The organism is Shewanella inventionis, assembly GCF_019931735.1.
Classification (GTDB): Bacteria; Pseudomonadota; Gammaproteobacteria; order Enterobacterales; family Shewanellaceae; genus Shewanella; species Shewanella inventionis.
The window spans coordinates 3555432-3571554 of the sequence record NZ_CP082926.1 but is presented as its reverse complement, the minus strand read 5'-3'; the positions used below and the strand labels follow the sequence as shown (position 1 = coordinate 3571554).

General features: G+C 44.3%; 9 protein-coding genes. 2 read left to right on the top strand and 7 right to left on the bottom strand.

The window, feature by feature from the left end; all coding sequences use genetic code 11:
• Nucleotides 1-29: 29 nt before the first annotated feature.
• Both K8B83_RS15900 and K8B83_RS15895 read right to left on the bottom strand, forming a co-directional pair.
• Nucleotides 30-1040, bottom strand: coding sequence for a D-alanine--D-alanine ligase (locus tag K8B83_RS15900; protein WP_223418158.1), 1011 nt, complete (start codon nt 1038-1040; stop codon nt 30-32).
• Between the two features lie 396 nt (nt 1041-1436).
• Nucleotides 1437-3539 (bottom strand): TonB-dependent siderophore receptor, encoded by a 2103-nt coding sequence (locus K8B83_RS15895; protein WP_223418156.1) that lies wholly within the window; start codon nt 3537-3539, stop codon nt 1437-1439.
• 253 nt (nt 3540-3792) lie between these two features.
• On the opposite strand from K8B83_RS15895, the gene K8B83_RS15890 reads away from it, so the two are divergent.
• Both K8B83_RS15890 and K8B83_RS15885 read left to right on the top strand, forming a co-directional pair.
• Entirely contained in the window at nt 3793-4962 is a 1170-nt protein-coding gene (locus K8B83_RS15890; RefSeq protein WP_223418148.1) for a PepSY-associated TM helix domain-containing protein, read from the top strand.
• Nucleotides 4962-5435, top strand: a complete 474-nt coding sequence (locus K8B83_RS15885) for a hypothetical protein (protein WP_223418147.1) — start codon at nt 4962-4964, stop codon at nt 5433-5435. Before K8B83_RS15890 ends, K8B83_RS15885 begins: the two co-directional genes overlap by 1 nt.
• 76 nt (nt 5436-5511) lie before the next feature.
• On the opposite strand, the gene K8B83_RS15880 is transcribed toward K8B83_RS15885, so the two are convergent.
• The 5 genes from K8B83_RS15880 to recC form a co-directional block, all read right to left on the bottom strand.
• Nucleotides 5512-5868, bottom strand: a complete 357-nt coding sequence (locus K8B83_RS15880; protein ID WP_223418145.1) for a YkgJ family cysteine cluster protein — start codon at nt 5866-5868, stop codon at nt 5512-5514.
• Nucleotides 5869-5985: 117 nt separating this feature from the next.
• Complete coding sequence (locus K8B83_RS15875) at nt 5986-6420, bottom strand: excinuclease (protein ID WP_223418138.1); 435 nt, start codon at nt 6418-6420, stop codon at nt 5986-5988.
• Between the two features lie 140 nt (nt 6421-6560).
• Entirely contained in the window at nt 6561-8627 is a 2067-nt protein-coding gene (gene recD / locus K8B83_RS15870; RefSeq protein WP_223418136.1) for an exodeoxyribonuclease V subunit alpha, read from the bottom strand.
• Nucleotides 8621-12349: an exodeoxyribonuclease V subunit beta gene (gene recB / locus K8B83_RS15865; protein ID WP_223418134.1), complete on the bottom strand. Its 3729-nt coding sequence runs from the start codon at nt 12347-12349 to the stop codon at nt 8621-8623. Before recB ends, recD begins: the two co-directional genes overlap by 7 nt.
• The gene (gene recC / locus K8B83_RS15860) at nt 12349-16050 is read right to left on the bottom strand and encodes an exodeoxyribonuclease V subunit gamma (RefSeq protein ID WP_223418132.1); all 3702 of its coding nucleotides are present in this window, start codon (nt 16048-16050) and stop codon (nt 12349-12351) included. The genes recB and recC overlap by 1 nt, the downstream gene beginning before the upstream one ends.
• Between the last annotated feature and the right edge of the window lie 73 nt (nt 16051-16123).

The window sequence follows — 16123 nt, the reverse complement described above, 5'->3', positions numbered from 1 at the left end:
TATCGCAACCCTGTTCATGACAAAAGTCGTTACGATAAATCGACTTGTTTGCCAATCACATCAATTAAATACTCTGTAAAATCGTGGCCGTGATTTTGTAGCATCTTCGGGAACATCGAAATCGGTGTTAGCCCTGGGAAGGTGTTGATTTCGTTAAGCAGAATTTGATTATCTTGAGTTAAAAAGAAATCAATACGCGATAAATGACGTAGCTTCATGCCTTTAAAGGCTTTTATTGCATAATCTCGAATTTGCTGGCTAAGTTCGGCTGAAAGGTTGTTAGCCACAACATCGGTGCGCGCCTTGCTGTTTTTTGCGTATTTTTCGTCAAATGAGTAAAAGGTATTGCTGTCGCAAATAATCTCACCGGGCAGGGTTGCGACCACTTCGCCTTGGTATTCGTACACTGCCACTTCTAATTCGCGAGCGCGAATCGTTTGCTCGACTACCACGTAGGGTGCATAACTAAAGGCATCGCTAAGCACTTTGGCGATACTGGTTTGATCATCGACTTTATAACAGCCTACCGATGAGCCTTGAGAGGCCGCTTTAATAAATACCGAGCCCCACTGATTAAATGCCGCTTCAGTTTGCTTTATGGCGTCATCGTCCAGTTGATGTAAAAAAATGTATGGTGTATTGGGCACGCCCAGGGCTGAAAACCACATTTTTGCGGTAATTTTATTAAAACAATTGCTTGAGGCTTCGGACTCACAGCCAAAGTAGGGTAGTTGGATTAAGTTAAAATACGATTGAATATCGCCGGTTTCACCTGGGAAGCCATGAATGCAAGGGATAACATAATCGACCGGCCACGCTGGAGTGCTGTCATCTTCAAAACGAATTTCACGACGGTTGGTTAAGTCACATAACTTACCGTCTTCAGTGTGGTAATGCCCGTGCTTGTCGAGTACTAATTTTAGTAGCGAAAATTTATCTGACGTTGCCAGAGATGACTCAAAAAAACGCGCAGACATTAACGAAATATCGTGTTCTGCACCGCCACCGCCGCACAATAACAGCAGATTAATCTTTGGCATGCTTACTCCTGAAAACCAAAAAAGAAAGGGGCTAGATTGGAATTGGATTAGCCCTAAAATTAGTGCTTATGATAATGACCCACTGCCATGCAGTGCAAGTAAGAGTTAATAATATTTCAGCTTATTTGACGCGGTTTTGAGGTTGGTCCCTGAATTAGGATAATAACTTATTATATATTTTATTCATCATCTTCAGATAAGGTTGATGATGCTCAATAAACATTAGCGGCAAGAATTTGCGTGTTAAGGTACTTAACTCGGCGGTGTTGATTGTTAAAAATCACGCCTCTTTTTACGAGTATAAAGAGGCGTGAAAATGATAATCACAATGGTGCTATTTATTTGGCTTAAGTACTCATTAATACTGAGTGCGTTAAGCCGCTCAGCCGCGGCTATTTAAAAGCGATAGGTTAAGTTAACAGAACCGTTTACTGGTGCGCCGTAATAGCCAACAGTCGCTAAACTGTTAATGTATTTTTCATCAGTGAGGTTATTAATGTTTGCTCTTAAGGTGAGGTCGTCAGACACATCCCAGCTGGCAAAAGCATTAACGACTAGGTAGGCATCTTGCTCGACGTTGTAATCAACATTTTTGGTTTTAGACTGCCATCGACCGCCCAAGCCAACACTCACTTCGGGTAATTGTGGCAGGGTATAATCCATCGAAAAGTTCACCACGTTACGCGCGGCCCATTCGTTTGCTTTATCGCCGTTTTCATCTTCGACATCAAGCAAGGTATAACCAAATACTGCATTAAGGTTGTCTGTAATACGTCCGGTGACTTCAACTTCAAAGCCCTTAGATTCGACATTCACCCCTTTATAGTAGTAATTGCCGTTGGCATTAAGGCCTGCGTAGCTTGCAAGGTTATTTTGCTCAGCACTAAATAACGCAAAGGTCGCCATTAAGTCGTTATCAAGCCAAAGGGTTTTAAGCCCTAGCTCATAGTTAACCCCTTTAGTGGGCGCTAAAAAGTAGCCGTCGTAATCATACTGCTCTTGCGGTTGGTAAATGTCTGAATAACTAAAATAGGTGTTGATATCATCTGTGATGCTGTACACCACACCCGCATAAGGGCTGAATTCGCTTTCATCGTTGTCGATATCAACGCCACTATTTACACCCTCGCGAGTGTATTTTATTGCATTAAAGCCTGCGACTAAGAACAGGTTGTCATTGATATTGAATTTGGTTGAACCATATGCGCGCAGTAAGCTGACATCAATGTCAGAATACTCCACTTTATCGCCCCATTCAGGTTCAGGGATGGCATCAATGTCATATGGAAAGGCAGGGGTAGGGCCAAATGCAGTTGTTGTTGCGTAATCAAATGGGTACTGGTACATGTACTTTTTACTTTGAGAGCCGCTCAATCCTAAGGTCATCTCGTGATCTTGACCAAACAAGCTGTAATGCCCAAGAGTGGTAATGTCTAATAAGTCAGCTGAGAAGTCAGTGTCATAACGTCCTGGCCAACCGGTTAAACCTAAGCCCGTGTCTTTGTCGATAGTGCCATAGGCGTAAAATAATTTGCTTTGGTCTTCCAAGCCTTGGTGGTTATAGGCAACTTTAACATCCCAGTCATTAGGGAGTGTGTAAGTGTATTCAACAAACGCTGTGGTATTGAGGGTGTCCCACATGGTCCATTCTTGGGTGGTTGTTGCGCTTGTGTCCCACTCGGCCTGGGTGCCGTCAGTGTAGTTAAAGACTAATCCGCCCCAGGTATTGCCGTCGGTGTTGGCATCTTGGTAAGAAAAGCCAAATGCTAATGTTGAATTATCGGTTAATTGGCCATCTACGACAGCATAAAGATAGCCACGGTCATTTTCTAGGCCGTCTAAGTAGGAGTCTTTATCTTCGGCAACCGCGACAACCCTTACAGCCCAGCTGCCACTGTCTGTTAACAGGACTGAGTAATCGGCTTGCACGCGTTTAAAATCGTCCGTACCGTAGGACACACCCACTTCACCTTCATTTTCGTTAGTTGGGCGTTTGCGTACGTAATTAATGGTGCCAGCAGAATTACCAATACCTGTAAGTAAGCCGTTTGCACCACGAATAACTTCAATTTTATTGTAACCATAGGCTTCCATTGCTCCGGTCACAATCCCCCAATCATTTGGTAAACCCACCCCATCAATTTGGGTACTTTTAATTTCAAAACCGCGGGAGGTATATTGCGTACGGTTGGTTTCCCACTCTTCGACATTGATACCGGTCGCCAGACGAAGCACGTCATTAAGGTTGTTAGCGGCAAAGTTAGTGATTTGCTCGTTGCTGACCACACTGATTGATTGCGGTGTTTCATCAATCTCCATGGTTAGTCCGGTTGCACCTTGACTAACACGTTTATAGCGTACGCCTATAATTTGGATTTTTTCGATATTTTGGTCAATGTTATCAGCATTTTGCTGCTCTGCTGCATAGGCTTGGGGCTGCACAAAAAGGCCCATCGCCAAAGCTAATGTTGAAAGTGCAAAGATATTTTTAGGTTGCATGGTTTGCCTTACCTGATTGCTAAGATGACTGGAATTAACAATGTGACACAATGTTAAGATTTACGAATGGTATTGTTAATCATTATCATTTACAACTAAATGTTGAGATAAAAAACACAAAACGCGATCAATAAATCATTATTTACAATTAGTAATGATTATCATTACATTATTGTTGAGATTAATTATCAATCGTATTAGCATATTGGCAATATTGGTCTTTACCTAGGCCGCGAACCGATCCGGAAGACAAATGGCAAAACTTAATAATCGATTTTGGTTTAAACTGCATGGCTGGTTTTCATTACCCGTGTGGATCATTTTTTGTTTTGTGTGCCTTACAGGGACCATTTCAGTCATTAGCCATGAGTTAACCTGGCTGACTAACCCTGAAGCTCGTGCAAGTAATCCACAGCAAGTCCAAGAAAAACCGATGTCGGAACTGGTAGAGATTGTTCAGCAAGCGCACCCAACGGCCAGTATTTCAACGGTTATGAGTTTTGAGCCTTATTTGGTTAATGCGGTTATTTTTACCGATAAAGACGTGCCGTTTGCTATTGCCTATGTCAACCAATACACAGGTGACATTCAGGAGATTAACCAAGGCATCACCTTCATTAATTTTATGCGGTCTTTGCATGGCTGGTTGCTGTTTCCTTGGCATAGTAATTACAGCGTGGGCTATTACATTGTTTGTGCAATGGCCATTGTGATGCTTGGCGCGCTCATTACTGGGCTGGTAGTGTATAAAAATTTCTGGCGGGCTTTTACTCAACCTAAATTACGTATTACTCAAGGCAAAAAAACACTGCTTGCAGATTTACATCGTTTAGCGGGTGTATGGTCGATGTGGTTTTTGCTGCTGATGAGCATTACTGGTTTGTGGTATTTGGCACAAGCGATGATGTGGCACAATCATATTGAGCTTGAAGAGCACGCACCGTTAATTGAAGTCAGTCAGGTGCCTATGTCGTCTAATGAGGCGCCGACAAGACCTTATACATTGTCTAATGCATTACAGGTTGCTGAGCAGCAATTTCCTGGCTTTAAAAGTACCTATGTCATGCTGCCAGAGCACCAAAGAGATACGTATAAAGTGTATGGTGAAGGCGATCATATTTTTTATGACCAATACGCTTATGGTGTAACAGTTAACCCATGGAATGGAGCGATTGAAAGCGAGCGAACACCTGCAAAAATGACCACATTACAAACGCTATCGCACATTGCCGATCCGCTGCATTACGGCACAATTGGTGGGCTGTGGACAAAAGCGATTTGGTTTGTTTTTGGCATTTTTCTCACGGGCATGTCTATTACAGGCTTTTTAATGTGGGCAGGGCGAACCGTTAAAGCAGCCAAAGCTAATGTAGACGACACCTCGAGTGTTAACTCGCATTTTGTTAAACAGGAGAGTCACTAATGGCCCGCATGCAAAACACGCTTTGGAACCGTTACAAATATAAAATCAATGGCTTAATATTAGTGCTCGTTGGCTATTTTTTATATCAGTCTCTGTTTCCGCAATTTCCTGATGCGCTGCCCACTCAGGAGCTGGGGGCATTTGAAGTTACGCCAATTCCTTACAATGTAGATGCCCCATATCTGCATGATGGCACTTACACCAAAGACTTTTTACTCTTATTTAGTAAAGGGCAGGTGAGTACAATCCGCCAGGCATATTTAACCATTGGAACAGCACCTTTGCCATTAGCGACTTTAACCTCTGGTGACGCAGGGATTTTACACGGTAGCCAACATGGACAAGAAGTGCATGCCATTGCGCCTGAAGTATTGCGTGCAGAGCATAAAATCTGGTTAACGATTGAAGATTGGCAAGGGCAGCATCAGGTGACAAGCTGGGCTTTACCAGAGATGTTATATTCAAATAACTGATAGCTAGCCAGGTGCGCTATTTGCTGGTAGTTAGTGCTGGAGGTAAGCTATCAGTCGCCAGCAATAACGCCAATCGTTAAATGCCAAATGCCTTACGCTCAGATTCACATTCATATTCTGCCATCTCAAACTCACGGCAAATAAGTGGTCTTAGCTCGTAAATTGAACACATCATGGTGTCTCTGTCTAGGGCTGCGCACCAACCATCATCAAGTCGGCGCATCACTTCTCCGCCCCAATTATCTTTGGCTATATGGGCTTTGGGTACGCCGGTTTCGGTGATTAACATCACTTCTAATCGGCAGCAACAGGCTTGGCAATTTGAGCAGGTTATCGGATTTTGGCTTGGCGTAGCGGTGTCGATAGCACTGCCTGATTGAGGTGAGGTGCTAGGCGTAATATCGGTAAACTTGGCAATAAGATTTGAAGGCATTAAAGGCTGCGGTTAACTATTTTGGCTAAGGATACCGTATTGTTGGCAGGTTATCCTAATTACCAATAACAAAATAACCATCAAACGATGTTTGATGGTTATGTCTAGACGCATAAATTAGAGTTTTACTACTTTTCCCGTTAATGCGACACCTGCCATTAATGCGCCCGCACCACATTGAAACGTGTCATTACTGCTGGTGAGGTTGTGTTTGTAGTTTGATTTAATCTCAACCACCGCATTGCCGCCTTCTTTTATCGCACGATCTTTTAAAGCAATCATCGCCGATAAAAATACCCATTGGCATGCCTCTAAATCGGTTTTATTAAAGGCGTTGGTTTTTTTACTGGTGCTAAATTCCCCCATTGTTTGCTGGGGGTCACCATAAGTTTGATCGCCAAAATAAAAACGGATACTGTCGCCAAGTTTGTTTTTAGCATGTTCTGTGCTCATGGCATCTGCGATCGCGTAATTGCCAATATCATCGCGGGCAAAGGCTGTTGCAGGGAGTAAACATAGTGCCAACATTATTGTTGCTAAGGTGTTTTTCAATTCTAATGTCCTTTTAGTGATTGTTGTTAAATTTAACCCTTAAGCCAAGCAAAATAACATTAAAAATCCTCTGTGACACTTATCAAAAAGGATGATCTATTCGTGCTAAGAACACCCCCTGCAAAAGGGGGGAGTATTTATTACTTTGTGTCATCTTCACCCCATAATCGCCATGCTAAACCTGAGGCTCTTGAGGTGGCTTGTTTACTGGCCTTTTCAAATAATTGGCTTGTGCCTAAACAGTAAAAATGGTTTTTAGCTCGGGTAATGGCGGTGTAAAGCAATTCTTTGGTGAGCAGTTGCCATTGTGACAGGCTAGGGCGCGGCGGCAATACAAAGCTGACTTTATCAAATTCGCTGCCTTGGCTTTTGTGTACCGTCATGGCGTAGCAGGTTTCGTGGCTTGGTAATCTTGCTGGTAATACTTTTAATAAGCTGCCATCAGCCATCACAAAATGCGCCATTAATCGCTCAGGTTTATTGCGGTCTTGTAAAATTAAGCCAATATCGCCATTGAATAAGCCTAGGTTGTAGTCGTTACTTTGAATAATGATCGGTCTGCCAAGGTAAAACTCGCCCTGAGCACTGATTAACTTAGCCTGAGTTAAGCTTTCGGTCATTGCAATGTTGATCCCTTCAACGCCAAATTCACCGGCACGCATGGCACATAAAATACGGTATTGGTTAAAGCTATCGATGATGCTTTGCTCGCTATGAGGCAAATTAAATATGTGATCCCCCCCCTGACTTGCACTAGCAAAGGCGTGTTGGTTAGCTTGAATTTGTTGTAAATATTCACCATATGCCTGCACTGACATTGTGAGTAATTGCTGTTTACCCTGATTTTGACTTTGTAGATCCTGCGTATGTTCAAACCAATGTAGTTCGGCATGATTACTTTGCCACACTTGCGCAATAGCCGTGGTATTGCCTTGATTTACCGCATTGGCTAATAGGCCGATACCGGCATCGCCTTTAAAACGATGACTGTGCATTAACATGCATAAGCTGTCACCGATTTGCGGTTGTGGATGAATAAATTGACTCACATCTTGACCGGTTAAGTTGGCAATATTTTGTGCTTGGCTGGCACTGTAACGCATTGACCAGGGTGTGGTTGCGTGAGCAGAAGTTTGTTTTAATCCGACACAAATATCAGCCAGTACCGCCCCGGCTTCGACTGAGGCGAGCTGATCTTGATCGCCCAACAATATCAGTCTGCCGTGAGGTGGTAGGGCGCTAAGCAATTTGTACATCATGGGTAAGTCGACCATTGAGGCTTCGTCAACCACGAGTAGATCTAATCGCAATGGATTGTGCTGGTGGTGCCTAAATTGATGCGAATTAGGAATGACACCTAATAACCTGTGCAGTGTTGAGGCTTCTTCAGGGATCCGCGTTAATGCATCATTCAATACCCTAGCAATGCTTGCGTTTTCCAGGTTGGATAATTCATTAAGCAAACGCTGTTTGGAAGCTTTAATGGATTCGCTTAATCTTGCTGCTGCTTTGCCTGTGGGGGCTACTAAACGAATGGTGAGATTCGATTGTGTCAGCAGTAACAATAGCAACTTAGTGACTGTGGTTGTTTTACCTGTGCCCGGGCCGCCAGTGATCACGGCTAATGCGTTGAGTAATGCAGTCGCCGTGGCGATTTTTTGCCAGTCAAACGTTTGTTGGTGTGTCGAGTTAGCCTTAAATAGGCTTTCAATAAGCTGCGGTAACTGGCTTTGGCTCAGATCGATTTTGATGGGCTGAGATGCCAGTTGAGTGAGTTTGTTGGCCACTTGCGTTTCAAAAAAGTGGTATTTATTTAGGTACAGGCGGCCGTGTTCTAAAATGAGTGGCTTATTTTCACCACCAGCGCCAACCGCATCGAATTGACTAATATGCTCAATGAGTTGATTGTGGCTTATTGTAATTTGGCAATTGACTTGCGTTTGCCTGTGCGTGTCTTCTGTCATGGGATTGGCCAGATTTATCTGCTCAATCACCAAGCAACTGTGTTGGTTTGATAATTGTTGGCTTAAGAGGGCGCAAACCAATAAAAATAATGCAGAAGATCCATTGTCTGAGTGGTCATCTGTCGTTGAAATCGATTCTATTCTTGCCAATTCCAGAGCAAAGTGGCGGTCTAACGGTGTAATTATGCGTTGTTCTTGCCACTGTTTTAGTAGCTCGCCAATTGGTTGTGTCAGCATTAACATGATGGCGCCTCCACCGTCGATGTGGGGTGTTGCCCCATAAATAGCGTATCAAGTTGTTCAATTAATGCTTGAGGTGGCTTATCAAAAAACACGCCGCAGCCGGGGTGATCTGGGCTCATACCACGTAAAAATAAGTAATAGCATCCACCGATATGTTGTTGATAGTTGTAGCCCGGAAGCCTAAGGCTTAAATAGCGGTGTAACGCTAGGGTATACAAAATGTACTGCAAGTTATAACGGTGGCTGTTAATCGCATTTTCCATGGCGGTTTGGTTGTAGTCTGAAAAGTGATTACCTAAATGGTTCGATTTATAATCGGCGATGTAAAAGCGACCTTGGTGTTCAAAGGTTAAGTCGATAAAGCCTTTTAACATGCCTTGCAAGGTGTCAAAGTCGAGGCCGGCAATATACCCGTATTGTTGTAAAATCGGGTTTAATTGCTGTGCTTGTAAAGCTGAAATAGGCAGATAAAACTCCATTTCGACACGGGTTTGCTTCAGCGGTAATTGCATTAAGCAGATGGCGTCTGATCCCGTGTTTGTTGATTGATGCTTGGTTAACGGCGTCGCTAAAATTTGCTGGTACCACAAACTTAATGGGTCAAACCAGAGCGTTTCATCAAAGCCATATTGCTTCATGGCTTTTTGCAGTGCGCCTGGCAGTTCGGTATCGGCTTTTGTAAAGTCAAATAGCTCTAAGACTAAATGCATAAAGCTACCGGCATTGGCACCGCGTTCAAAACTAAAACGGTCAAGTTGTGGCTCGTCTAGGGTTTCATCTTGTAACTGCAATTGCAGCAGTTCGTCGCTAAAGTCTTCATCGTCAGCGCCTGGGGCGACTCGTTCGTGGGGCAGGTGTTTAACCAAACCTGAATAACTGCCAACGCGCCATGCAAGGCTTTGCTTACGAGTGACTTGTTTGGCGCATAGCTCAATGTCGTTATCGTCGATTTTAGCCAGTGAGCTGGTGTCTATGGCGTCACTGACTTGTTCAACACTGATGGCATCGATAGTGGCAATGTGTTTAACCTTGGTTTGAATAAGATTAAAGTCGGTGTTTTTATCGGTGATCCCCAACAAATAGCCAATGCCAGTTTCGTGAAGTTGGCTACTGATCCCAGCCTTTAATATTCTGCTTTGATTGGCAATATATAAGTAACATAGGTACACAGGCCGCGTTAATGCGACGTAAAGTAGGCGTAAGTCTTCGGCGAGAATCTCTTGCTTTAATTGCTCCCAACCTTCATCGGTGGCGTCTATGTCCCACACTAATTGTTCGCCTTGATGGTAAAGCATGGGCGTTGGGCGTCGGTTGTTATTTCTGGCCAGGCTGATAAACGGCACAAAGCACACCGGATATTCTAAGCCTTTGCTTTTGTGTATGGTGACAATTTGCACCAGGTTTTGTTCGCTCTCTAGGCGTAGCTGTTGCTCATCACCGCTTTGGGTGCTGATAAGTTGTTGTTCGTACCAATTGATTAAGGCGCTGCTGCCGTCGAGTTCGGTAGCCTTTTGTTGAAGCAATTCTGCTAAATGTCTAAAGTCGGTTAGGCGTCGCTCGCCTGAACCTTTGGTGCTCAGCGGCGCGTCATCATTGTCATCATTCTCGGCAATGTCTCTTGTGGTATTGGTTTGCGACAGCGATAAGTAGCGATGAATTAATTGGGTTTCACTGGCAAAATTGAGTAATGCTGGCATTACACCACGCTGCAGCCAAAGCTCATGCCAATGTATAAATTGGCTGAGGACTTGCTGGCGCTGCTCTTCGTCTTGATTAAATTGATGAATTTGCAGAGCACTAAAACCCACAAGCTCTGTGGCGAGTGCCGCTCGAATAGCCCGTTCATTTTTAGGCGTAGCTAATGCGTGTAATAGAATGGCCATTTCACGGGCTTCAAGGGTGTTAAATACGCTGTCACGGCTAAGAAACACTGCGCCTATTTGCCGTGCTGAAAGCTCAGCCTGCATGATAGCGGCTTCGTTACGGTCGCGCACCAGGACGGCTATGTGTTTAGCGATGAGTGGCTCATCGGGTTCATTTTTGGCCGTTTGAATACCGCAATGGCCTTGTTGCGACTCTGTGAGTAGGCGTTTTATTTCACTGGCGGTATCGCTGGCCAGTTTTTGTCTTGCTGTGGCTTTATTGAGCCCAATATCGCTGTCTTCAGCTAACAGTTTTATCCTCAATGTGTCTTTACGCTTTGTTGCTTCTTTAAGCACTTTATGAGTGGCAGAGCTTGGCGTTTTGACGAGATCAAACGGGATTTCGCTGTTTATAAATGGATTGGTATGCTGGCTAAATAACTGATTAACGCCCGCGACTAATGATGACGATGAGCGATAATTTGTGTCTAAGTTATAGTGGGCCTGGGTTTGTTGCCGCGCAGCGATATAAGTGTAAATATCTGCGCCCCTAAAGGCATAAATGGCCTGTTTAGGGTCACCGATCATTAACAAACTGAGTTTACCAGGTGCTTTGTCTTGGTGTGGTTCGAGTTCAAGTTGTGATGCTAATGGCTGCTGATATACCTGATTAAAAATGGCAAATTGCAGTGGATCGGTATCCTGGAATTCATCGATTAATGCCACAGGAAATCGCGCTGCAATCGCTTGGCCTAAAGTGAGTGGATTGTGGCTGAGCGCTATGGCTAAACTGAGCAATAGGTCGTCAGGTGTCATTAAGTTGCGTTGCTGTTTTTGCCCGGTAAAACGCTGGCGAATACCGTCGCGTGCACGGACTAAAAACGATGGTATAAGCTGTTGTATTAACTCAAGTAACGTATCGATGTGTTCAAGCAGTGGAGCTTGTGCTGCCGTTGGAACTACACCGCCTTTGTTTAGCTTTAAATCGGATAAGGCAATGTGTTCTAGGGCTTTTATAGGTGGTAAGCCCTGACCAACGGCAACCCAGTGACTGATGTCGTCAAATACTTTGGCAAGTTTGGGGTAATTGTCGCTGGCTTTACCAAAGCGTTGGCCATTTAGCGGTAATGCGCTGAGTAATTCAAAGGTGTCTTGTTGTTTGGCTTGCCACAAGCGCTTAAACCGGCTCAAACAGACGGTTAATTGTTCGCTGAGCTTGTCAAATGCAATGGGGTTATTCGCTAACTTTGCCTGAGTTGCGCCTAACAGCGGGCGCAAGCTTTTGGCTAAATCGTCTGGCTCAGCAAAGTGTTCGCTAATGGCCTGGGCTAACAGCGGCGGGAGTGGATAGCAGACCTCTCGCCAAAAATCGCGCACGGCATGATGTAAAAATTCGCTGTCATCTAAGGTGAATTCAGACTCAAACAAGAGTGACGACTCAAAGGCCATGTCTGACAAAATGCGCTGGCAAAACCCGTGAATGGTAAAAATGGCGGCTTCATCTAATGATTTTAGCGCTAAATCGAGGCGGCGCAGGGCAATTGGGCGCTCATCTTCTGTTGTGTCTTGATATAGCTGTTCAATAAACGGGTCGTTAATTGGTAGACCCAAAAAACGTTTAAATGCGAGGTTAATGCGTTTACGGATCCTGTCGCGAAGCTCTTCAGTGGCGGCATTCGTGAAGGTAACCACTAAAATTTGCTCGCAAGTTAATGGGGTGTAGCCGCCATGGCCAAGCAGCAGCCTTAAATATAATCCCGATATAGTATAGGTTTTACCTGTGCCGGCACTGGCTTCGATTAAGCTTGTACCATAAAAAGGCAATGTTAGGGCATTTAATGGTGTGACATTATTGGTCATTATTGTGCTCCAACATTGTGCGATTTCGCAATAAATTGGCTTAATACCTCTACGGCACTTTTACTGACAAAAGTGTCTAATTCGGCCAACTTATCTTTGGTATACAGGCTTAACATGGGCTGCAATAAGTGATGACTGAGTTGGCCAAAGGTGGCTTCGTTGAAATCGTCAGGAAATTGAAATAATCGTTGATTGTGCGGGTCAAACCCTTCACCAAATTGATTTTGGCCATCATCCCATTTGGCTTTCGCTTTAAGCAGTTTTTCCTGGTGATCACCTTCGGCTTCAACGTAAGCAAAGGCCGTTTTAGGCATAAAACATAAGGGCTGGCGTTGACCGTGAATAAAACACTCGATAAAGCGCAATAATTGGCTTGTTGCTTGTTCTGATGTGAGTGGAGCAAAGGCATGAAAATGACCAATGTCGAGTAAGTAACTGTAACCGTGTTTGGCGCAATGTTCAGATTGAGTGGTTTGCTGCCCGGCCATGGCATTTAGGCACAAATGACGTAAGTAGATGCGAATAAAATCACGCCCGTGTGCTGTACCTGGGCGATAATTGACTAATCCTTTGGGTAAAATATCATCAATGCGGCCAACGAGGTTAACCCGTAATGGCGAGCTGCTGTCTTGGGTTTTCATGTCAAATAACAAGTCGATATTGACCGTGTGCATGGGTTGATCGTCTTGTAAAAACTGCACACGGTTTATAAGTGGCGTAATGTCGCGTTGGTATTGTGCGAGCAACACGTTATCAAAAGGCGCCATGGGTAACTCGCCACTGACCTTTAATCTGTTGATTAATGCATCGTCTGGCACGCTCAGTTTATTTTCAATGGCGTTATTGACCATAGACAATTGCAATACAAAGCGCTCAAGGGCATTAAGACTAAAAGGTTCGTCATTGTCATCTGCTTGAATGTCTAGTGATAAATCTACTTTTAGGCTGCGATTAAAAAAGAATTGCGCTGGATTACGGTAAAAACGGATCAGTGATGACAGCTCTAGTTCAACAACTTTGACACCTTGGATGTCAATATGAGCATGAGCAAACACTTCGTCAGCTTGTTCTGCTGATAAGGGCAATGGCTGATTGAAAAATGGCATACTAAACGTTCCTTGCTTAGCGGGTGGACACCACTGTGCATTATAACTTTGCTGTAAATGACCGTTATGTTGGGCATTGGTACTGAATAATTTTACATCAAACGGCTGTAATGGCTGGGTTTGAATGAGTTGTTGCAACACTTGTTTGTCAGCGTCTTCGGCACTGATGTTGCCAGTGTGTTCGTGTTGACGTTTTAGTGCCGATGGTAGGTAGCTGAGTTGGCAATATTCCACTAATTCAGACACTAGCATTGATGGGATCCGCTCAGCATTGTCGCGTTCACTGTGGCCAATATAGCTGATATACAGTTGCTGACGAGCAGACAGTAAGGCTTCTAAAAACAGATATCGGTCGTCTAGGCGGCGAGAGCGGTCACCTTTTTTAGGGCCAAAGTGGGCCATTAAGTCAAAGCCTACAGGGTGTTGTACTCGAGGATATACGCCATCGTTCATGCCCAGTAGGCACACCACCTTAAACGGGATTGAACGCATTGGCATTAAGGTACAAAAGTTAATGCTACCAGCAAGATAACGTTGGCCAACGCGGGATTCGGTTAACCGTTGATTAAACCATTGTTTTAATACTTCAATATTGACCTTGCCTTGATGGCCCGCATTGTCGAGTTCGGTTTCCAGTGCAACTAAGGCATCACGAATGGCCTGTATTTGCTCACGTTCGTCATCATTGGTGTCGTAGCAGTCGGCCAGTAATTGTTGCAACTGGCTTAGGCGTTCGCGTGTACTAAAATCGCGAGCAAATAAGCTGTAGTAGGTGTCTATGGTTTCTAAAAAGTTAAGCAGTTTACCGAGTGCTTGAGATGATTGGCCTTCAATCCCTTGTACCGTTAACGCGCCCTGGTATATGTCGGCTTGATCGTTAAACGCATAACCTAATATGAGCCGTTTAATGCCAAAAGCCCATGAGTTTTGAGTAAAGGGTAATACCCCTAATTGACTGCGAGTGTGTTCGTCGCGTCCCCAGCGCACGTTAGCCTCGTCTAGCCAGCGACGAATAAGCGACAATTCGTCATCATCGAGTTCAAAACGACGCAAAATGGCTGGCACTTCTAATATGCTAATTATTTCAGTCAGGCCAAAACGGCTTTGGTTTATGTTCAGTAGATTTAAAAAACTGTTAATTAAGGGTGACTCTTGTGCTGCGCCTCGGTCGGCGATGGCATAGGGCAGATAGTAGTCACCTTTTTGCGGGTTTTTATCGGTAAAATATTGGCTGTTGGCGGTACCAAATACGGCATCGATAAACGGTGCGTAAGCGGCGACATCTGGCATCATCACCACAATGTCTTTGGGATGTAAGCTCGCATCGTTTGATAACAGTTCAAGCAAATGGTCGTGTAGGGTTTCAACTTCTCTTAATGCGCTATGACAACTGCGCAGTGTAATTGAATCATCATTAGGGGAGAGTTCTCGGCGTGCGTCAATATCTTGATATATATCGGCATCTGGGCCTAAAGGTTGGCCTAAAGTTTCCATTTGCAATATGTCGTATTGCACACCCCGTAAGAGATTATTTGGCTCGGGTTCTACATAACAGTCATAGCCAAAGTCGGTGTGCTCTGGGGGGAGGCTTAACATTAAATCCAGCAATTCACGGCCCATTTGGCCATTGTTTGCCAGCAATGGATTTCCGACTTCGAGCTTGTCTTCCCAGCCTTGTTCAAGCTGTTTTTTATTGGCGTATTGAAGAGCCATTCTTGCTCGGGCTTTGGGTTCAACTATGTCGCCCCAATAATGCTGACAAGGGCTTAATGACAGTATGATGACGTCAATTCGCGACGCTAAATGATAAAGTACGTCAAGGGTTTGCGGCGGCATGGACGAAATACCAAACACATATAAACGCTCAGGTAACATGGATAAGTCTGTGTCTGGGTTTATCAGCGCAGCCAGGAGATCTGCGTGTAAATTTGCCCTGTGGTAATGACTTGCTTGCAGTTGGTTGCGATTATACTCCACCAGTGCTCGCCACAATATGGGCTGCCAACGCTGGTTTTGATCTAATTCAAGCGGTTTATCCATTTGGCTTAACGCTTGGTTTTGCTCCCAGGCGAGGATCCACTCAGGACGATAGACTAAATATTGGTCAAAAATGTCGGCAATACGTCCGCACAATTGAAACAGCTTTATGGCGTCATGGGCAGTGTCATTAGCCTGCAATGTTTGCCCGTATTCCTGGCTGTTTTCTTGGTTGGGTTGTGTATTTTCGGCAGATTTTGTTTGTGGTGTTAAATATTGTTTTAACGGGCCTAAGTCGCTGTTGTCTAACAAGCCTGGCAATAAGTCCATGAGTTTCCATGTCATGGCTGCTTTTGTAAAGGCGTTGTCTTTGGGCACATTGGGCAGTAAGTCATGGCATAATTGCCAAGTAAAGCTCGATGGCAATGGAAAGGTCAGTGCCGCTGCAATACCGTTGTGTTTAGCCACTTCTAATCGCAGCCAAGTCGACATGCCTGGGCTTTGTACCAGAATATGCTCACCACTTAATATGCTCTTGTTATCTGAGCTCATTGCAAGCAGTTTGGCTAACTGCTGCGATAACACTTCCATTTGATTTGATTGAATTAAGGTAAGCATGGGCAACTCGCTGATTTGACATTAATTCATTCTATGGACTCTGACTAATTTCAGCAATCAAAACTCGCCATTG

Excerpts from the sequence above, each read along its gene's own strand:
- K8B83_RS15900 (WP_223418158.1), bottom strand. The coding sequence starts at position 1,040 with ATGCCAAAGATTAATCTGCTGTTATTGTGCGGCGGTGGCGGTGCAGAA.
- K8B83_RS15895 (WP_223418156.1), bottom strand. The coding sequence starts at position 3,539 with ATGCAACCTAAAAATATCTTTGCACTTTCAACATTAGCTTTGGCGATG.
- K8B83_RS15890 (WP_223418148.1), top strand. The coding sequence starts at position 3,793 with ATGGCAAAACTTAATAATCGATTTTGGTTTAAACTGCATGGCTGGTTT.
- K8B83_RS15885 (WP_223418147.1), top strand. The coding sequence starts at position 4,962 with ATGGCCCGCATGCAAAACACGCTTTGGAACCGTTACAAATATAAAATC.
- K8B83_RS15880 (WP_223418145.1), bottom strand. The coding sequence starts at position 5,868 with ATGCCTTCAAATCTTATTGCCAAGTTTACCGATATTACGCCTAGCACC.
- recD (WP_223418136.1), bottom strand. The coding sequence starts at position 8,627 with ATGTTAATGCTGACACAACCAATTGGCGAGCTACTAAAACAGTGGCAA.
- recB (WP_223418134.1), bottom strand. The coding sequence starts at position 12,349 with ATGACCAATAATGTCACACCATTAAATGCCCTAACATTGCCTTTTTAT.
- recC (WP_223418132.1), bottom strand. The coding sequence starts at position 16,050 with ATGCTTACCTTAATTCAATCAAATCAAATGGAAGTGTTATCGCAGCAG.